This is a genomic window from Mesorhizobium tamadayense (genome assembly GCF_003863365.1).
GTDB classification, from domain to species: Bacteria; Pseudomonadota; Alphaproteobacteria; order Rhizobiales; family Rhizobiaceae; genus Mesorhizobium; species Mesorhizobium tamadayense.
Genome location: NZ_RQXT01000024.1, coordinates 1 through 18,198, shown reverse-complemented (window position 1 = coordinate 18,198; position 18,198 = coordinate 1). Strand labels below are relative to the sequence as shown.

Here is an 18,198-nt window from a genome sequence, read left to right as displayed (position 1 = left end):
GCAATTTTGCAAAAGGCAATTACAAACGTTTCAACGTTGCATTCGGGAGGAATGATTGCCGGCTCGTGTCACCACGCTGAAGGAGCTTGCCGCGAGCCTCGGCCTGTCGATCACGACAGTGTCGCGGGCGCTTGCGGGCCATCAGCAGATCGCGCTGAAGACGCGCGAGCGTGTCGCCCGGGCGGCGCGCCAGGCCGGCTATGTTCCCAACACCGCGGCGCGCGCACTGGTTTCCGGGCGCAGCGGCTTCGTCGGCCTGGTGCTGCCGATCCGCGGCCCCAATCTTGTCGATTCCTTCCTCGGCGAGTTCGTCACCGGGCTCGGCGAGGGGCTGGTGTCGCATGGCGCCGATCTCATCCTCGCCACCGCCGCGCAGGATCAAGCCGAGCTCGACGTGCTGCGCCATGTCGTCGAATCCGGGCGTGCCGACGGCGTCGTCGTCACCCGCATCGCCGAGGTCGACGAGCGCCTCGCCTACCTGCGCCGGCGCGGCTTTCCCTTCGTCGCCCATGGCCGGCTGCTCGACAGCGACTTTGCCTACCACTGGCTCGACACCGACGGCGCGCACGCCTTCGGCGAAGCCTTCGACATGCTCTACGATCTCGGCCACCGCCATTTCGGCCTGGTGACGATTTCCGAGCCGATGACCTTCAGACACCTCAGGCAAGACGGTCTTGCTGCTGCCATCAGTCGCCGCGGCGACCCGTCTGTGCGGCTCGATGTGGCGACCGCGCCGCGTTTCGACCGCGGCGCCCGCATCCAGGCCGTCAACCGGATGCTGCAGGGGCCGGACCGGCCGACGGCCATCGTCGCTCTGTTCGACGAGCTGGCGCTGACGGTGATGGAAGAGGCAGCCCGCGCCGGGCTCACCGTCCCGCGCGACCTCTCCGTCATCGGCTTCGACAACATCGTTGCCTCGGCCTATGCGCCGCCTGGCCTCACCACATTCGACGCCTCGATCCGCCAGTGCGCGCGCGAGATCGCCGACATGCTGCTCACCGTCATCGCCGACAAGCCCGCCGAGCCGCTGACGCGGCTGATCCGGCCGATGCTGGTGCCGCGGGCAAGCCATGGACCCGCACCAAGGAAAACAAGCTGACGCCGCGATGACGGCGCCCACCCAGGGAGGAAGAGCATGACGAATGCGTTGAAGAAACTGGCCGGCGCCGCGCTGGCGCTGTCGCTTGCCGCTGGAGGCGCCTACGCCCAGCAGGTGCTGTTCTGGTCGACACAGGCGCGCCCGGTCGAGGAAACGCAAAAGATGCGCGACCAGGTGCTGAAGGGCTTCGACGGCCCGGTCGACTACCAGGTCGCCGAGGACGGTCCCTGGCTCACCCGCCTGCAGGCCGAATTGCAGGCCGGCTCCGGCACGATCGGCGTGCTTGGCGGCCTGCATGGCGACTTCTCCACCGTCGGCGCCAACCTTGTCGACCTGTCCGCTGTCGATATCGGCCAGGCGAAGGTCAACGAGGTCTACAAGAAACTCGGCATGCTCGGCACCGGTGAGCAGAAATACCTGCCCTGGATGCAGGCCACCTTCCTGATGGCGGCTAACAAGCAGGCGCTGCAATATCTGCCCGCCGGCGTCGACCTCAATAAGATCACCTACGACCAGCTGATCGAATGGGCGAAGAATATCGCCGAAAATACCGGCTCGCCGAAGCTCGGCTTCCCGGCCGGTCCCAAGGGGCTGAAGCACCGTTTCTTCGAGGGCTTCCTCTATCCGTCCTACACCGGTTCGATGGTGACGAAATTCCGCTCGCCCGAAGCCGAGACGGCCTGGAACAAGTTCAAGGAGCTGTGGCAGTACACCAACCCCAACTCGACCAACTACGCCTTCATGCAGGAGCCGCTCCTGACCGGCGAGGTCTGGATCGCCTTCGACCATGTCGCGCGGCTCGCCGATGCCTTCAACCAGAAGCCCGACGACTTCGTCGCCTTCCCCGCGCCGGCGGGCCCGGCGGGCCGGGGCTTCATGCCGGTCGTGGCCGGCGTCGCCATCCCGATGACGTCGCCAGATGTGGACAAGGCCAAGGCGCTGGTCGCCTATATGCTGAAGCCGGAAACGCAGATCGCCACGCTGAAGGCGACCAATTTCTTCCCCGTCATCGACGTCAAGCTGCCCGACGACATGCCGGCCTCGGTCAAGGCCTTCAGCGTGGCGATCGCCGCCATGACGGGCGCACCCGATGCGCTGCCGGCGCTGCTGCCGATGGGGCTCGGCGATCTCGGCGGCAAGTTCAACCAGATATACAGCGACAGCTTCGAGCGCATCGTGCTCGGCGGCGAGGACGTGCACGGCGTGCTGGAAGAGCAGGCGGCTGCGCTCAAGGCGATCATCGACCAGGCCAAGGCGCCGTGCTGGGCGCCCGACAAGCCGTCCGAGGGCGCCTGCCCGGTGGAATAGGTCGCAATCAGGATCCTCCCGAGGGGGCGCCCGGAGCTTGTTGCGCTCCGGGCGCCCAGACCGCAGCACACTCGACCGCGGCACTCGAGCCGCAGCGCGCAAAGGACACCACATGAACGGCAAGGCTCTGCCCTATCTGCTGCTGATGCCGGCGACCTTGTTCCTGTGCGTCTTCTTCCTCTATCCCTTCGCGCTGGTCGCTTTCGAAGCGGTGACGCGCGACGGCGCCTTCACGCTCGACAATTTCCGCACCATGGCGGGCAGCTGGAAGTTCCCGGCCACGGTGCGCAACACGCTGCTGCTTGCGGCAATCGTCGTGCCGATCCAGCTCGCCATGGCGCTGCTGATGGCGAGCGTCGTGTCGCGGCTGGAGACCGGGCGCAGTGCAGCGCTCTACATCTTCGCCATTCCGCTCGGCATTTCCGATCTTGCCGCCGGCCTGATCTGGCTTGCGATCTTCGACCAGTCCGGCTTCCTCAACACGCTGCTTTCCGGCCTCGGCATCGTCGACCGGCCGATCATGTTCCTCGGCTATCAGAGCAAGCTGACCATCTTCATCGCCGTGGTGCTGGCCGAGATCTGGCGCGCCACCGCAATCATGATGGTCATCCTCGTCGCCGGCATGGGGCTGATCCCCAGGGAGTATCACGAGGCGGCGGAGGTCTTCGGCGCGAGCCCATGGAAGCGCTTCGTCCGCATCACGCTTCCGCTACTTCGCCCCTCGCTGCAGACGGCGATCATCCTGCGCGTCATCCTCGCCTTCGAGGTCTTTGCCGTGGTCGCCGCCCTTGGCGGCACCAATCTGCCGGTGCTGATGGGCGAGACCTACAACTGGCAATTCACCCTGCAGGACCGCAATGTCGCCGCCGCCTCGGCGCTGCTCATCCTCGCCATCTCGATCGGCTTCACGCTGTTCTTCCTCAGGGTTCTGCGCGTACCCAGGGAGGCGCGCATATGAGCGCCGTCGCCGAAGCGCCTGTCGCCGCCGCGACCGCCGATGCGCGCAAGGCCGGCGACTGGCTGCTCGTCGCCACAGCTATCCTGCTTTGCATCTGGGTGCTGCTGCCAATCTATCTCCTGATCGTCAACGCGCTGTCGTCACCGCAAGAGGTGACCGCCTTTCCCAAGCGCTTCTTCCCGTCCTTCGATGTCGGCAGCCTCGCCTTCTTCATCAATTTCGCCGGCGTCGCCAGGGCGTTGTGGAACTCGGTCCTCGTCGCCACGCTGACGATGGTCCTTTCCATCGGCTTCGGCGCGCCGGCCGGCTATGCGCTGTCGCGCTTCGACTTTCCGGGCAAGGAAACCTTCCGCTTCCTGGTGCTGATGACCCGCGCCTTCCCGCTTCCGCTATTGGCTTTGCCGCTGGCGGTGATGTTCATCCGCACCGGGCTCGACGACACCGCGCTCGGCCTGGCGCTGGTGCACACCACGCTGGCGCTGCCCTTCGCGGTGCTGATCACCTTCTCGCTGTTCTCCGGCATCCCGGTCGAGCTCGAGGAAGCGGCCTGGACGCTCGGCTGCACCAGGCTGCAGGCCTTTCGCAAGGTGATCCTGCCGCTGGCCCTGCCCGGCATTGCCGCCTCGGCCGTCTTTGCCTTCACCATCTCCTGGAACGAGGTGTTCGCCGCCGCCGTGCTCACCATCGAGAACCGCACGCTGACCGCCTTCCTGCTGCAGAGCCTTGGCGAGTCGCCGCTCTATCTCAAATTCGCCGGCGGCGCGGCCCTGGTCGTGCCGGCGCTGATCTTCATCTTCGCCGTCAGGAAATATCTGTTCGCCATGTGGGGGATCGCCAACCGATGACGCGCGAGACGGAGAACGCTCATGGCTGAAATCGTCATCAAGGGAGTGGCCAAGCGCTTCGGCGGCTTCACCGCGCTGCATCAGGTCGACCTCACCATCGCCGACCAGGAATTCATGGTGCTGCTCGGCGCCTCGGGCTGCGGCAAGACCACGCTGCTCAGGATCGTCGCCGGGCTGGAGAGCCCGAGCCAGGGCGAGGTCTGGATCGGCGGCCGCCGCGTCGACCATCTGCCGCCGCGCGACCGCGGCATCGCTATGGTGTTCCAGAACTATGCCGTCTTTCCGCATCTGACCGTGTTCGAGAACATCGCCTTCGGCCTGCGCATGAAGAAGCTGCCGCAGGTCGACGTCGAGCGCCGCGTCAACCGCACTGCCGAGCTGATGCATATCGAGCAGCTTTTGAAGCGCTATTCCGGCCAGTTGTCCGGTGGCCAACGCCAGCGCGTCGCGGTTGCCCGCGCGCTTGCCATGGAGCCGGACGTCATCCTGATGGACGAGCCGCTGTCCAACCTGGACGCTTTGCTGCGGCTGGAGATGCGGGCCGAGCTCAAGGGCGTGCTCGCAGCCTCGAAGACCACCACAATCTACGTCACGCACGACCAGGTCGAGGCGATGAGCCTCGCCGACCGCATCGCCGTCATGCATCAGGGCCGCATCATCCAGGCGGCCTCGCCGGTCGAGGTCTACCGCAATCCGGCCGCGCGCTTCGTCGGCTCCTTCATCGGCAACCCGCCGATGAATTTCCTGCCCGCGGTGAAGGCCGCGAACGGAAGCTGGAGCGTCGCCGGGTTGACGCTGCCGGGACCGAAGTCGGACAGGCAGGCGATCGAATTCGCCATCCGGCCCGAAGATGTCGAAGCCGGCGAGGCCGGCTTACCCGCCACCGTGCGCGTCATCGAGCCGCTCGGGCCGCACACGCTGGTCACCTGCGATGTCGAGGGCGGCCTGTTCCGCGCCGTGCTGGACTCCAATGTCGCCGTTACCGCGGGCGACCGCTTGCGGCTCGCCCCCAAGCCCGACCGCATCCGCTGGTTCGATCCCGAAACGACGCATGCCATCTGAAAGATCTGAAGCCGCCATGACCGCATCCGCCAAAGATATCGTCGCCCGCGCCGTCGAGGTGCTGAAGGAGAACGACCACGGCGCCTACACCATCCCGACCAAAGGCCTCTACCCCTTCCAATGGAACTGGGACTCCTGCCTGACCGCGCTCGGCCTTGCCCACTACGACGAGGCGCGCGCCTGGACGGAGATCGAGACCTTGTTCGCGCATCAATGGCCCGACGGCATGGTGCCGCACATCGTCTTCCACGTTTGGAGCGACGGCTATTTTCCCGGGCCCGAAGTCTGGCGCACCGGCCGACCGACAGCGACTTCAGGCATCACCCAGCCGGCGGTCGCCGGTTTTGCCGTGCGCCGCCTGTTCGACCGCGCCACGGACAAGGTTCTGGCAGCCGAACGTGCCCGCGCGCTGCTGCCGAAGATCGATGCCTGGCACCGCTGGTTCTACGAGAACCGCGACCCGAGAGGCGAGGGGCTGGTCGCTATCATCCATCCCTGGGAGTCCGGCCGCGACAATTCGATCGATTGGGACGATGCCTTCGAGCGCGTGCCGACCGAAGGTGTCGAGCCTTATACGCGCCGCGACATCCTGCATGCCGATCCGGCGCATCGTCCGACGCAGGCGCAATACGACCGCTACCTATGGCTGGTGCAGCATTTCCGTGGGCTCGGCTGGGACAATGCCAGGCTGCACGACGCCTCGCCCTTCCAGGTCGTCGATCCCGGCTTCAATGCCATCCTGATCCGCGCTTCGGCCGACCTTGCCGATCTGGCCGAAGAGCTGGGCGAAACGGAAATCGCCCGCGCCAACCGCGCCCGCGCCAAAAAAGGCCTGGCTGCGATGGAGCGGCTGTGGAGCGAGGCGCACGGCCAGTATCTCTGCCTCGACCGCATCACCGGCAAGCTCGTCGACGGCGCTTCCGTCGGCGGCATCCTGCCGGTCTTCTCTGCCATCCCGGAGGCGCGCGCCGCCGCGATCGCCGCAAGCGTCGAGCGCCTCGCCGGCAAGGCCCGCCACATCGTGCCCTCGCACGATCCCGACGACCCTCGCTTCGACGCCAAGCGCTACTGGCGCGGCCCGGTCTGGCTGGTGGTCAACTATATGATCGCCGACGGGCTTCTCGCCGCCGGCCATGCGGAGGTCGCCCGGCGCATCACTCATTCCAGCCTCGACCTGATCACCGAAAGCGGCTTCGCTGAATATTACGACCCCCTCACCGGTGAACCGCTCGGCGGCGGCCGCTTCACCTGGACGGCGGCCATGGTGATCGAGTTCTTGCGCGGGGTGTAAGCGTGCCGCCAGGGCCTCGGCCACGGCACCGAAATTCGGCACGCTCAGGACATCTTCTCGCCGATCATCTCCAGCCGTTCGACCTCGCAGTGCCGGCCGACCAGCGCCAGAACGTCCGTGGAAGGCTCGACAGCTTCGGGCTGTCTCCATCCGAGCTTGAAGGAAAACACGAAGCGGTCGCGGCCGATGTCGTGCTCCATGCCGATCAAGCGGGCATCGTAGCCGAGCGGGCTCACCATCTCCTGGAGATCGGGCGGAGAGGCTTTCGGCCATGAGACCGAAATGATGGCGTGGTGGTCGCGCCGGATCTTGAGATCGACCCATTTCAGCGCCTGCAACGTCACCAGGGTCAGCACCGTCGCGATCGCGCCGAGACTGAACTGGCCGCCGCCGAAGGCCAGCCCGATCATGGTCATGATCCACATGGTGGCGGCGGTGGTCACCCCGGTGACGAGGTCGCCGCGCCGCAGTATGGTGCCGCCGCCGATGAAGCCGACGCCGGTCAGCACGCCGAGCGGGAACCGCATCACGTCCATGCGCACGAAGGAATCCGGCCCCTTGCCGGTCAAGTCGAGCAGCATGTTGGCCTGGACCATTGCTATGCAAGCCGCCAGCCCGACCAGAATGGTCGTGCGCAGCCCGGCGGAGTGGCCGCGCGCTTCCCTGTTCAGGCCGATGAGGAAACCCGCCACAAGTGTTGCCAGGAGTCGCGCCAGGAGGTCCGGCCAGGTCGGATGAAGCGGCATGTCGCAGCAAAGCGGCTCGAACATCGTCCGTCAGGGCAGCGTGACCGCCCCTCCGTTGCGTCTGGGACGTTCAACTATGCTCGGCCGCGGATGGTTCCGTGGCCACGCCCCTCCATCACCGGATGGCGAAGCTCAGCACCAGCGCCAGCACGACGATGCCGACCAGCCCGGCGATGAAGATGATGCGCCGGGTGCGCGTGCGCAGGATGATTTCGCCCTGTCGCGCGTCCTGGCCGGAAAAGACCGGTCCTTCTCTGTCGCGATCCTTGCTCATGGTCTGCTCCTTCCCGGCGGGCGAGCATCAGAGGTGTCAGAGCAGGAACCGATTTGCCGAAATGAAGTTCCGCCGAATTGAAGCTGCTTGGGCGATCGGCAAGCAAGCGGCGGGCTTCCCCGCGGCCGGGTTTCAGTCGGCCGCGGGAGATGGCTTTTTCAGCCGAATTTCGGATCGAGGCTGCCCAACTTGTATCGCTTGGCCATGTCCGACAAGGGGATCGGCTTGATCTTCGGCGCGTTGCCGGCGGTGCCGAACTGCTCGAAGCGCTCCTTGCAGAGCTTCTTCATCGCCGCCATGGCCGGCGTCAGATATTTGCGCGGATCGAACTCTGACGGATTCTCGGTCAGCACCTTGCGGATCGCGCCGGTCAGCGCCATGCGGTTGTCGGTGTCGATGTTGATCTTGCGCACGCCGTGCTTGATGCCTCGCTGGATCTCCTCCACCGGCACGCCCCAGGTCGGCTTCATCTGGCCGCCATATTTGTTGATGATCTCCTGCAGCTCCTCCGGCACCGAGGACGAGCCGTGCATGACGAGATGCATGTTGGGCAGGCGGCGGTGGATCTCCTCGATCACGTTCATCGCCAGCACCGCGCCGTCCGGCTTGCGCGAGAATTTGTAGGCGCCGTGGCTGGTGCCCATGGCAACGGCCAGCGCATCGACATGGGTGTCGCGCACGAACTGCTCGGCCTGGACAGGATCGGTGAGCAGCTGGTCGTGGCTGATCGCGCCTTCGACGCCGTGGCCGTCTTCCTGCTCGCCGCCGCCGCTCTCCAGCGAGCCGAGCACGCCGATCTCGCCTTCCACCGAGACGCCGCCCCAATGCGCCATGTCGACGACGCGCCGGGTGATGCCGGAATTGTAGGTATAATCGGCCGGCGACTTGCCGTCCTCCTTCAGCGAGCCGTCCATCATCACCGAGGTGAAGCCGTACTGGATCGCGGTGACGCAGGTCGCTTCGTTGTTGCCGTGGTCGAGATGCATGCAGACCGGGATGTCGGGGTGGATCTCGACCAGCGCGTCGATCAGCTTGGCCAGCACCACGTCATTGGCATAGGCGCGGGCGCCGCGGCTGGCCTGCAGGATGACCGGCGACCTGGTCTCCTCGGCCGCCTCCATGATGGCGAGCCCCTGTTCCATATTGTTCATGTTGAAGGCAGGCACGCCATAGCCGTGTTCGGCGGCATGGTCGAGCAATTGTCTCAGTGTGATGCGAGCCACCCAATAGTCTCCCGTATCTGGTTTCGAGCCGTGCTAAGGCCGCCCGCTTGTCGGCCGGCCCCGATGCTTCTGGCCGGAATTCCGCCGAACCGCAACCGTCGCCGAAGCAAATCTTGTTACGGCATGGTCGCAATGCCGGCGAGGAGGGCGTTGCCGGTTGTGGCGCCGGCAACGCCCTTGTTTCAGGCGGCGATCCGCTCGCGCGCAGCGAGGATCTCGACACAGGCCTTCGCGGCTTCCTTGCCCTTCGCCTTGAAATGCTCGTGGAAGAAGCGGTGGTGCTCGGCGCTCTCATGGTAATTGTGCGGCGTGAGCACGGTCGAGAGCACCGGCACGCCGGTTGCAAGCTGTGCATTCATCATTCCGTCGATGACTGCGCTGGCCACGAAATCGTGCCGGTAGATGCCGCCATTGACGACAAAGGCGGTGCCGAGGATCGCGGCGTAGCGGCCGGTCTGGGCGAGCGTCTTGGCGTGCAGCGGGATCTCGTAGGCGCCGGGCACGTCGAAGATATCGACGGCAAAGCCGCCGACAGCGCCAAGCTCCGCCTCGAAGGCCGCGACGCACTGGTCGACGATGTCGGCATGCCAGCGCGCCCGGATGACGGCGACGCGGCGGGTCTGTTGGTCTTTGGGGAAATGCTGATTCATGGGTCCTTCCTTCCGTTTCGAACCAGAATCAGGACGCACGACGCAAAAACCGGCCCGCGCGAGCGGACCGTCCTGCGTACGTTCTCTTCCATCCGGACTGTGACCGTCGGCTCCGGAATCGCACCGGATCTGCTGACCCTCCTGTTGCCAGGAAGCGCTCGCGGGCTTGGGCCTAGACCCTTACCGCCGGTGGGGACTTTCACCCCGCCCTGAGAACATTGACGCGGCCTGTATGGAAGGGCGGAGCGGCGCTGTCAATTGCCGGTGCGAGTAATCCCCCACGAGGGACCCAAGTGGGAGAGATGTCGCCGCAGGCGACAGAGGGGGGCGCTGCGCGTGGAGCGCAACGTCCTTCGCGGCGGACAGACGAAGTCGGCGATCTATGCGAGGCGACCCCCTCTGACCGCTTCGGGCCATCTCGCCCTCGAGGGGGAGATTACCCCCGCTCCGGAAACATCGCCTTCAACCCCTCGCGCGAGGCCTTGGCCACGCCGCGCTCGGTGATCAGGCCCGTTACCAGTCGCGCGGGCGTCACGTCGAAGGCCGGGTTCGCCGCCGGCGTCGCGTCGGGTGAAACGCGCACCTGGGCGATCTTGCCGTCGGCCGTCTTGCCCCAGACCAGGGAAACCTCGTCACTCGCGCGCTCCTCGATCGGGATCTCGGCGAGCCCGTCGGCGACCGTCCAGTCGATGGTGGGTGAGGGGAGCGCAACATAGAAGGGCACGTCGTTGTCGGCGGCGGCGAGCGCCTTGAGATAGGTGCCGATCTTGTTGCAGACGTCGCCATTGGCGGTGGTGCGGTCGGTGCCGACGATCACCATGTCGATGTCGCCACGCTGCATCAGGTGGCCGCCGGCATTGTCGACGATCAGCGTGTGCGGCACGCCGTGGCCGGCCATCTCCCAGGCCGTCAGCTGGGCGCCCTGGTTGCGCGGCCGGGTCTCGTCGACAAAGACATGCACCGGGATGCCGGCCTCCGTCGCCAGATAGATCGGCGCGGTGGCCGTGCCGTAGTCGACCGTCGCCAGCCAGCCGGCATTGCAGTGGGTGAGGATGTTGACGCTCTCGCCCGGCTTCTTGCGCGCCGCGATCTCCTTGATGATGGCAAGGCCGTTCTCGCCGATGGCGCGGTTCAGCCCGACATCCTCGTCGGCAATCTCGGCGGCGCGCCGGTAGGCGGCCTCGGCGCGATGCTCCGGCGCGAGCGGCTTGAGAAAACGTCGCATCTCGTCCAGCGCCCAGCGCAGGTTGATTGCCGTCGGCCGCGTCCCGTGCAGCGTCTCCCACACCGCGTCGAGCGCTTCGTCCGACGCATCGTCTGTCATCTGGATGGCGACGCCATAGGCGGCGGTGACGCCGATCAGCGGCGCGCCGCGCACCCACATGTCGCGGATCGCGGTGGCGATGCCGGCGACGGTTCCGACCTTTTCGATGCGGAATTCATGCGGCAGCCAACGCTGGTCGATGATCTCGATCGAACGCTTGTCGTCGCTCGGCCAGATGCTGCGGTAGTGGCGCTCGCCGACGTTCAAATTCTGCTCTCCTGCTCGATCAGCGCGGCCAGGGTGTTGACCTCATCGATGCTGTGGATCTGGCGCCGGTTGACGGCGATGTGGCGGCCGAAGCGCAGCGCCTTTGTCTCACATTTGGCGCGCAGGTCCTGATCGGCAATGGTCTCGAAATCGGCATTGTGGGCGAGGCCGAGGATGCGCCGATGAACCTCGATGCCGGCAAAGCCGAGCAGGTCGGTCCAGATGCCGGAGAGCATATGGTCGAGCGCCTGTTCGGCGCCCAGCCTGTCACCTTGATCCTCGAACAGGCTCCGCTGATAGAGCATGCCGGTGCGCTCGGTCCGCCACAGATGCGAGAACTCGGCGCGGAAGACGGCCCAGGTCTCGGCGGTGACCTTGAGCAGATAGGCGCGCATTGAATCCCGGCTGCCGTTCTCCTCATGGCCGCGCTGCGAGAAGAAGGCCATCCAGAAATTGGCAAGCAGCATGCCGACATCGAAGGCGATCGGGCCGTAGAAGGCGAACTCCGGATCGATCATCCGGGTCTCGGTGTCGGTGACCATGATGGAGCCCGAATGCAGGTCGCCATGCAACAGCGTCTCGGCATTGGCGGCGAAAAGATGCTTCAGCCGCTGCGCCTCGACCTTGAGGTCGCGGTCGGCGCGCAGCTCGGCCACCAGGCCGTCGAGTTGCGGGCTGGTGTGCCGGTTCATCCTGGCGTCGAAATAGGGGTCGGAGAACACCAGGTTCTCGGTGATGTCGCAGAGCTCGACATTATCGGCGAACAGCGCCAGATCGGCCTTGCGCTCGCGCGCCACCATCGACAGGTCCGAGCCTCGGAACAGCGTGCGCGCCATGAACAGGCCGATGTCGCGCGCGAGGTTCGGCAGCTCGCGGCCGTCGATCAGCGCCCGCCGCAGGATGATGTACGGCGGCGACAGATACTCCATCACGATCAGCGCTTGGGTCTCGTCGAAATGGTAGATCGCCGGCACCGAGCCGGGCGCGCGCGCCTGTTGCCTGGTCAGCGCATGATATTCGAAGAAGGAGCGCTTGAGCGGCAGCGGCCAGCTGTCGCCGACCAGCCGCACATAGGGCAGCGCCTGTTTCACCACCGCCGCGCCCTTGTCGCCCTCGACGATGAAGACGAGGTTCAAATTGCCGTCGCCGACCTCGCGTACCTTCCAACGGCTAATATCCTTGCCGATGCGCTCGGTCAGCGCCTCGTTCTCGCCAAGGCGCTTCGGCAGCGTCTCCACCGACAATGCTTCGAATGGCTTGTTCCCGGTCATCCTCACCCTCCTGCTCGCGGTTTCCAACGATAGCGGAGCCACGGCGGCGGGGCCAAGCTAGGGAGCGCTCTGGCAATTGTCAATCGTGTTGACAATTGCCGAGCGAGCCCATAGCGTCACGATCAGGGAGGAACGAATGGGCGCAGATGCCGTGTTCCGTGTGGAGGGCCTGAGGAAATCCTTCGGCCAGAACGAGGTGCTTGGCGGCATCTCGGTGGAATTGCATGCCGGCGAGGTCACCGTGCTGATGGGCGCCAACGGCGCCGGCAAATCCACCCTGGTCAAGATCGTCAGCGGCGTCTACGAGCGCGGCGCAGGCACCATGCGGCTCGCCGGCCAGGCGTTCGATCCCAAGTCGCCGGCGGAGGCGATCCGCGCCGGTGTCGTCACAGTGCATCAGAACATCAATGACGGCGTGGTCGCCGATCTCGACGTCGCCACCAACCTTACCCTCGACCGGTTGAGCGGCAAGGGCGCATCGTTGCTGTTCAAGCCTGCCGCTATCCGCGCCGAGGCCAGGGCGGTCGCCGATCGCATGGGGCTTGCCATCGATCTTAGGGCGCGCGTCAGCGACTTGTCATTGGCCGACCGGCAGATGGTGGCGATCGCGCGGGCCATGGCGCACCAGCCGAAAGTGCTGATCCTCGACGAGCCGACCTCGTCGCTGTCGAGCGCCGAAGCCGACCGGCTGTTTGCGCTGATCGACCGGCTGCGCGGGCAGGGCGTCGCCATCCTCTACATCTCGCACCGCATGTCGGACATCAGACGGCTCGCCGATCGCATCGTCTCGATGCGCGACGGCATCATCTCCGGCACCTTCGACCGGAATCCGCTCGACTATGAGGGCGCGGTCAACGCCATGCTCGGCCGCAAGATCCACCTCGACCGGGTCGTCGCCAGAAACTCGGCGCGTGCGGTCTTCACCGCCGACGGCCTGCAGCTGGCGCAGGGCGCGAGGCCGATCTCGATCACGCTCGGCGCCGGCGAGGTGGTGGCGATCACCGGCCTCGTCGGCGTCGGCAAGACGGCGCTTGCCGAAACCCTGTTCGGCGTGCGCAGGCCGCTCGCCGGTACCATGCATATGGACGGCAAGCCCTATACGCCCGGATCAGCGCGTGAGGCGATCGCCGCTGGCGTCTTCCTCGTCGCCAAGGACCGCGCGATGAGCGGCATCGTCGGCGGCTTCAACATCGAGCGCAACATCAGCCTGCCGTTCCTCAAGCGCATGTCGGGCCTCAGTGTCATGAAGAAGCGCGCAGAACGCGCTGCCGCGCGCCGCCAGATCGACGAGCTCGGCATCGTCTGCCGCTCCGAGAAGGACGAGCTCTCGGCGCTCTCCGGCGGCAACCAGCAGAAGGTGATGGTGGCGCGTTGGATGTCGCAGGCCTCGCGGCTGTTCATCCTCGACGAGCCGTTCCAGGGCGTCGACATCTCGGCAAGGCGCGACATCGCCGCGAAGCTCAGGGCAAGCGCCGACGGCCGCGCCACGCTTCTCTTCGTCACCGAGCTCGACGAGGCGCTGGAGACCGCCGACCGTATCTTGGTGATGTCGGAACACACGATCGTCGGCGAGCACAGGAACGTCGATATCGATCTCGACCGGCTGCTGGCGCAAGTGGCCGGCGGGCCGCTGCACAGTGCGGCGTGAGATCGCACGAAATGACGAGACTTGGAGTAAAGGCATGAGTTCCAGTTTGGCGGAGAGGGCGACAGCGCGGGAGCGTTCGATGACATTGCGTGACCATGCCATCCGCTATGGCTTCATCGTGCTTTTGTTCGGGCTGATCGGCTATTTCGCGATCGCCGCCGACGGTTTCGTCTCGCCGCAAAGTGCCGTCTTCATCTTCCAGTCGGTGGCGATCACCGGCGTGCTGGCGCTCGGCGTCACCGCGACGCTGGTCGTCGGCGGCTTTGACCTGTCGATCGGCTCGGTCGCCACCAGCGCCATGATGGCGGCCTCCTACGCCATGGTGGTGCTGGAGCAGAACGCCATCGTCGCCGTCATCGCCTGCCTGGCGATCGGCGTGGTCGTCGGCCTGATCAATGGCTGGCTGATCGTCTATATGCGCGTGCCCGATCTGCTCGCCACGCTCGGCATGATGTTCCTGCTGCTCGGCCTGCAGCGCATCCCGACCGAGGGCCGCTCGATTGCCACCGGCATGACCATGCCCGACGGCTCGGTCGCCAACGGCAGGTTCAGCGAGGCGTTCCTGGCGCTCGGCCGCCACCGCATCGACTTCTTCATCCCGAACCTGATCCCGGTGTCGGTGGTGGTGCTCATCGCGCTCGCCGTGCTGATCTGGTTCTTCCTCGAATACACCCGCTTCGGCCGCATGATGTATGCCGTCGGCAGCAACGAACGCGCCGCCGAGCTCGCCGGCGCGCCTGTCAAGGCATACAAAATCTGGGCCTACGTCATTTCTGGTGTTTTTGCCTCGATCGGCGGGATTTTGCTTGCTGCCCGGCTTGGACGCGGCGACATCGCCTCGGGTAATAATCTGCTGCTCGACGCAGTGGCTGCGGCGCTCATCGGCTACGCGGTGCTCGGCGCCGCCAAGCCCAACGCCTTCGGCACGGCCGTCGGCGCGGTGTTCGTCGGCGTCCTGCTGCAAGGCCTGACGATGATGAACGCCCCTTACTACACGCAGGATTTCGTCAAGGGCGCCGTTCTCGTCGTTGCCCTTGTCTTCACCTTCGCCCTTTCCGGCAGGGGCAGGACATAGGATTTCGACCGGGTTGGATTTCAACAAGTGGAGGAAACGACGTGAGCATCACAAGAAGACTTTTGGGCAAGGCCGCACTTGGCCTTGCAGGCGCGGCGCTGCTGATGCAGGGCACGGCCCTTGCGGCCGACCGCCCGGCGCCGTTCGACAAGCCTGGCGTCAAGATCGCGCTGGTGCGGTACCTTTCGACGGGTGACTTCTTCCAGGCCTATCTTTCCGGCGTCGAGGCACAGGCCAAGGCGCTCGGCGTCGACCTGCGCGTGCTGGACAGCCGCCAGGACGCGGCCCTCCAGGCCGACATGGTCGACCAGGCCATCGCGCTCGGCGTGCAGGGCATCATCATCCAGCACGGCCTGACCGAATCGATGAAGGACGCAGCCCAGCGCGCGGTCGATGCCGGCATCAAGGTCGTCGCCTTCGACGTCAATGTCGAGAACCCGAAGATCCCGCAGATCGAGCAGTCCGACCGCGATCTTGCCCGCCTCGCTCTCGAGCAGGCGGTCAAGGACAATGGCGAGAGCTGGAAGGCCGGCTATGTCTATGTCGCCGGCATCGCGCCGCTCGACCGCCGCAACGAGACCTGGGTCGACGTGAAGAAGAAATATTCGGGCATCAACGAAGCGGCCATGTTCGGCACGCTCGACAACCCGATCGCCAATTCCGTCGCCAACCAGGCGCGCTCGGTGCTGCAGGCGCATCCCGACATCAAGGTGATGTTCGCGCCCTATGACGAGTTCGCCAAGGGCGTGAAGATCGCCGTCGACGAGGCGGGGCTTAACAAGGGCATCAAGATCTACTCGGCCGACATCTCTACCTCGGATATCGCGGCAATGCGCGAGCCGGACAGCGCCTGGGCCGCGACCGCCGCCACCAACCCGGCCGTCGTCGGCCAGGTCTCGGTGCGCGCCCTGGCGCAACTGCTCGCCGGCGAGGATCCCGGCCATAACGTCATCGTGCCGCCGACGCTGATCACCCAGAAGGAGCTCATCGACAAGGACATCAAGAACATGGAGGACCTGTCGGCCAAGCTGCCGCAGTTCGCCCACGCCGATGTCGCCATGCCCGCCTGGATGCCGAACCCGAACGCCAAGTAGGCTCGGGCGTGCTTGCAAAAGACAAGAGCGGCTCTCGGGCCGCTCTTTTTGCTTATTCGGCCTGTTCTTCCCCTACCTCAGACCGATCGGGCGGCACGCGCCAGCCCGTGCGCCACCAGCCGGTCGATGACCTCCGGATAGCTGATACCGCTCGCCGCCATTGCCTTGGCGTACATGCTGATGTCGGTGAAGCCCGGAATGGTGTTGAGCTCGTTGATCAGGAATGTCATGTCCGGCCTGACGAAAAAGTCGACGCGGGCCATAGCATCGCAGCCCAGCGCCCGGAACGCTTTCGCGGCCGTCTCGCGGATATCGCCTTCGATCTTTTCAGGCAGTTCGGCAGGCACCTTCAGTGCTGCTCCATCCTTGTCGACATATTTGGCGTCGTAGCTGTAGAAGCCGTGGCTTTCGGCCGGCACGATCTCGCCGGGACGGGAGACGAAGAGGCCTCCTGCCACGTCCTCCAGAACGCTGCATTCGATCTCGCGGCCGCGGATGAACTCCTCCGCCAGGAGCTTGCCGTCGTGCTTGAAACCTTCGGCGAGTGCTGCCTGGTAGTCCTGTTCGCCGGAAACCTTGCTGACGCCAACGGAGGAGCCTTGGCGGGCCGGCTTGAGGAAGACCGGAAGCCCGAGCGCCTGCTCGATCTCCGCAAAGGCGGGCGCGGCTTCCGGCAGTATTGTGACGGACCGTGCAGCCGGCAGGCCGGCCGCTTTCAGCAGCCGCTTGGCGATGTCCTTGTCGAGGGCCGTGGCCGAACCCAGGATGCCGCAGCCGGCAAGCGGCACACGTGCCACTTCCGCCAGTCCCTGCGCGGCGCCGTCCTCGCCATGCAGGCCGTGCAGGACGGGAAACAGGATGTCGATTGCAGGGAGTTCGTGAGGCGGCCCATCGGCCGGGACGGCGAGCATTCGTCCATGCCCGCCCGGTACGAGACAGATCTCGGCGCCGCTTGAAGGTGTCGCCAGCGCGCCGTCCTGGAAGCTGCTCAGCAGCCATTGCCCCTGGCGGGTGACGAAGATCGGAACGGCATCGTATTTCGCGGGGTCAAGCGCGCGCATGACATTGGTCGCCGAAAGCAACGAGACCTCATGCTCGGCGGAGCGCCCGCCAAACAACACACCGATACACAGTCTTTTCTCGGCCATCGATATCTCCGGAATGGTCAGGACTGGAAACCGACGGCGATGCCGCGCCGGGCGAAAAAGCGGTCGAAACTGGCGAGCGGCAGCGTGACGTCCGCTTGGCTTTGCCGGTCATGGCCGGACGGGTTGTGGAAGCGGATCGTCTCCGGCGAAGCTGCCGTCACCAGCACCAAATGCCCGCCCTTCGATGGCGGTATGCGCTCGGGCCAGCGGATGCCGGGATGCACCGAAGCGATGAAATAGCGCCACCGCGAAAGCAGTCCGGACACCACGGCGATATCGACGTCGGTCATTGTCTGGGCGGGCAGGCCGAACCGTTCGTGGACGAACCTGACGAAGGGCGCGTAGATCAGCCCTTCGATCGAGCCGTCCCCGTCATTGACGACATAGCCGCCATAGGTCGTGCAGGCGCGGGCAAGTTCCAGCGTGGCATGGATTTCACCGCGCGCGGCAAGGATCATCTTCAGGCAGGCCATGCCGCAGACATTGACAGCCCAGCGCGCATAGTCCTCGACCGTATCCGCGCCGGAGTTGCGCCATAGCGGATCGCGATGCAGAGCCGATGGTCCCTCCGCCAGGAGCGGCAAAGTCATGCCGGGCGATTCCCACTGGCTGAAATAAGGCACTTCCCTGGATTGCATACCGGCTCCAGCCCTTGTGTCTCGCATGCGAGGCGCAAGGCACCCCTTAAAGCTGTTCGAGCAATAAGCGAAGGATTTGAGCGGATTTTGACCAGTTAGCCTGAATATCTCAAAGTAAGGGCTGCATCGGCTCTGCGAATCTGTAAAACTGCTTTTGCAACAAAGGCTTAACGGATTCACGGAACAGAGCCGATGCAAACAGACTGTATCTGCGAACAGCTCGAATTTGAAGGCTTCGACGGCCACAAAGTTGTCGCCGGTTTCGACGGCGGTGCCATCACCTCGGACGCCGGCATGCTTCTGTTGCGCCATACCGACAAGGCCATTGGCCTGTTCG

Annotated in this window: 17 protein-coding genes, 1 pseudogene and 1 riboswitch; of the genes and pseudogenes, 10 read left to right on the top strand and 8 right to left on the bottom strand. The window is 65.4% G+C overall.

All coding sequences use genetic code 11. The annotated features are described in order from the left end of the window. Positions 1–55 precede the first annotated feature (55 nt). From EH240_RS19315 to EH240_RS19290, 6 genes are all read left to right on the top strand, one after another. Positions 56–1,099 (top strand): LacI family DNA-binding transcriptional regulator, encoded by a 1,044-nt coding sequence (locus EH240_RS19315; protein WP_125001373.1) that lies wholly within the window; start codon positions 56–58, stop codon positions 1,097–1,099. Positions 1,100–1,135: 36 nt separating this feature from the next. After that, on the top strand, positions 1,136–2,407 hold the full coding sequence (locus EH240_RS19310; protein ID WP_125001370.1) for an ABC transporter substrate-binding protein: 1,272 nt from the start codon (positions 1,136–1,138) through the stop codon (positions 2,405–2,407). 112 nt (positions 2,408–2,519) lie between these two features. Then, entirely contained in the window at positions 2,520–3,365 is an 846-nt protein-coding gene (locus EH240_RS19305; RefSeq protein WP_125001367.1) for a carbohydrate ABC transporter permease, read from the top strand. Further along, the gene (locus tag EH240_RS19300; protein WP_125001364.1) at positions 3,362–4,210 is read left to right on the top strand and encodes a carbohydrate ABC transporter permease; all 849 of its coding nucleotides are present in this window, start codon (positions 3,362–3,364) and stop codon (positions 4,208–4,210) included. The genes EH240_RS19305 and EH240_RS19300 overlap by 4 nt, the downstream gene beginning before the upstream one ends. Before the next feature lie 21 nt (positions 4,211–4,231). Beyond that, complete coding sequence (locus EH240_RS19295; RefSeq protein WP_125001362.1) at positions 4,232–5,272, top strand: ABC transporter ATP-binding protein; 1,041 nt, start codon at positions 4,232–4,234, stop codon at positions 5,270–5,272. Between the two features lie 16 nt (positions 5,273–5,288). Continuing rightward, the gene (locus tag EH240_RS19290) at positions 5,289–6,563 is read left to right on the top strand and encodes an amylo-alpha-1,6-glucosidase (RefSeq protein WP_125001359.1); all 1,275 of its coding nucleotides are present in this window, start codon (positions 5,289–5,291) and stop codon (positions 6,561–6,563) included. Positions 6,564–6,607: 44 nt separating this feature from the next. Here EH240_RS19290 and EH240_RS19285 read toward each other — a convergent pair whose 3' ends face one another. From EH240_RS19285 to mtnK, 6 genes are all read right to left on the bottom strand, one after another. Next, positions 6,608–7,333, bottom strand: a complete 726-nt coding sequence (locus tag EH240_RS19285) for an MgtC/SapB family protein (protein ID WP_125001356.1) — start codon at positions 7,331–7,333, stop codon at positions 6,608–6,610. Between the two features lie 91 nt (positions 7,334–7,424). After that, positions 7,425–7,583 carry a peptide ABC transporter permease gene (locus tag EH240_RS19280; RefSeq protein ID WP_125001353.1) on the bottom strand — a complete coding sequence of 53 codons (159 nt, stop codon included), beginning with the start codon at positions 7,581–7,583 and terminating at the stop codon, positions 7,425–7,427. A gap of 158 nt (positions 7,584–7,741) precedes the next feature. Beyond that, positions 7,742–8,806: a class II fructose-bisphosphate aldolase gene (fba, locus tag EH240_RS19275; protein ID WP_125001349.1), complete on the bottom strand. Its 1,065-nt coding sequence runs from the start codon at positions 8,804–8,806 to the stop codon at positions 7,742–7,744. Positions 8,807–8,988: 182 nt separating this feature from the next. Then, positions 8,989–9,456, bottom strand: a complete 468-nt coding sequence (locus EH240_RS19270) for a 6,7-dimethyl-8-ribityllumazine synthase (protein WP_125001346.1) — start codon at positions 9,454–9,456, stop codon at positions 8,989–8,991. Positions 9,457–9,532: 76 nt separating this feature from the next. Continuing rightward, a riboswitch (FMN riboswitch) is annotated at positions 9,533–9,677 on the bottom strand. 215 nt (positions 9,678–9,892) lie between these two features. Continuing rightward, complete coding sequence (mtnA, locus tag EH240_RS19265) at positions 9,893–10,987, bottom strand: S-methyl-5-thioribose-1-phosphate isomerase (protein ID WP_125001343.1); 1,095 nt, start codon at positions 10,985–10,987, stop codon at positions 9,893–9,895. After that, entirely contained in the window at positions 10,984–12,258 is a 1,275-nt protein-coding gene (gene mtnK, locus EH240_RS19260; protein ID WP_125001340.1) for an S-methyl-5-thioribose kinase, read from the bottom strand. The genes mtnA and mtnK overlap by 4 nt, the downstream gene beginning before the upstream one ends. A gap of 136 nt (positions 12,259–12,394) precedes the next feature. Between mtnK and EH240_RS19255 the strand changes: the two genes are divergently transcribed. The 3 genes from EH240_RS19255 to EH240_RS19245 all read left to right on the top strand — a co-directional run bounded on the left by EH240_RS19255 (position 12,395) and on the right by EH240_RS19245 (position 16,075). Then, positions 12,395–13,906: a sugar ABC transporter ATP-binding protein gene (locus EH240_RS19255; protein WP_125001337.1), complete on the top strand. Its 1,512-nt coding sequence runs from the start codon at positions 12,395–12,397 to the stop codon at positions 13,904–13,906. Between the two features lie 79 nt (positions 13,907–13,985). Further along, positions 13,986–14,981: an ABC transporter permease gene (locus tag EH240_RS19250; RefSeq protein ID WP_125001334.1), complete on the top strand. Its 996-nt coding sequence runs from the start codon at positions 13,986–13,988 to the stop codon at positions 14,979–14,981. Between the two features lie 41 nt (positions 14,982–15,022). Next, positions 15,023–16,075 (top strand): substrate-binding domain-containing protein, encoded by a 1,053-nt coding sequence (locus EH240_RS19245; protein ID WP_125001332.1) that lies wholly within the window; start codon positions 15,023–15,025, stop codon positions 16,073–16,075. A gap of 77 nt (positions 16,076–16,152) precedes the next feature. Here EH240_RS19245 and EH240_RS19240 read toward each other — a convergent pair whose 3' ends face one another. Together EH240_RS19240 and EH240_RS19235 are read right to left on the bottom strand one after the other, a co-directional pair. Further along, on the bottom strand, positions 16,153–17,223 hold the full coding sequence (locus EH240_RS19240; protein ID WP_425374812.1) for a D-alanine--D-alanine ligase family protein: 1,071 nt from the start codon (positions 17,221–17,223) through the stop codon (positions 16,153–16,155). A 17-nt stretch (positions 17,224–17,240) separates the two neighbouring features. Next, the gene (locus tag EH240_RS19235; RefSeq protein ID WP_125001326.1) at positions 17,241–17,861 is read right to left on the bottom strand and encodes a C39 family peptidase; all 621 of its coding nucleotides are present in this window, start codon (positions 17,859–17,861) and stop codon (positions 17,241–17,243) included. 192 nt (positions 17,862–18,053) lie between these two features. Between EH240_RS19235 and EH240_RS19230 the strand changes: the two are divergent. Further along, positions 18,054–18,198 (top strand): annotated as a pseudogene (locus EH240_RS19230) (IS1380 family transposase); the annotation flags it as partial.

Coding starts and splice junctions, on each gene's coding strand:
- EH240_RS19310 (WP_125001370.1), top strand. CDS start 1,136: ATGACGAATGCGTTGAAGAAACTGGCCGGCGCCGCGCTGGCGCTGTCG.
- EH240_RS19305 (WP_125001367.1), top strand. CDS start 2,520: ATGAACGGCAAGGCTCTGCCCTATCTGCTGCTGATGCCGGCGACCTTG.
- EH240_RS19300 (WP_125001364.1), top strand. CDS start 3,362: ATGAGCGCCGTCGCCGAAGCGCCTGTCGCCGCCGCGACCGCCGATGCG.
- EH240_RS19295 (WP_125001362.1), top strand. CDS start 4,232: ATGGCTGAAATCGTCATCAAGGGAGTGGCCAAGCGCTTCGGCGGCTTC.
- EH240_RS19290 (WP_125001359.1), top strand. CDS start 5,289: ATGACCGCATCCGCCAAAGATATCGTCGCCCGCGCCGTCGAGGTGCTG.
- EH240_RS19285 (WP_125001356.1), bottom strand. CDS start 7,333: ATGTTCGAGCCGCTTTGCTGCGACATGCCGCTTCATCCGACCTGGCCG.
- EH240_RS19280 (WP_125001353.1), bottom strand. CDS start 7,583: ATGAGCAAGGATCGCGACAGAGAAGGACCGGTCTTTTCCGGCCAGGAC.
- EH240_RS19270 (WP_125001346.1), bottom strand. CDS start 9,456: ATGAATCAGCATTTCCCCAAAGACCAACAGACCCGCCGCGTCGCCGTC.
- mtnK (WP_125001340.1), bottom strand. CDS start 12,258: ATGACCGGGAACAAGCCATTCGAAGCATTGTCGGTGGAGACGCTGCCG.
- EH240_RS19255 (WP_125001337.1), top strand. CDS start 12,395: ATGGGCGCAGATGCCGTGTTCCGTGTGGAGGGCCTGAGGAAATCCTTC.
- EH240_RS19250 (WP_125001334.1), top strand. CDS start 13,986: ATGACATTGCGTGACCATGCCATCCGCTATGGCTTCATCGTGCTTTTG.
- EH240_RS19240 (WP_425374812.1), bottom strand. CDS start 17,223: ATGGCCGAGAAAAGACTGTGTATCGGTGTGTTGTTTGGCGGGCGCTCC.
- EH240_RS19235 (WP_125001326.1), bottom strand. CDS start 17,861: ATGCAATCCAGGGAAGTGCCTTATTTCAGCCAGTGGGAATCGCCCGGC.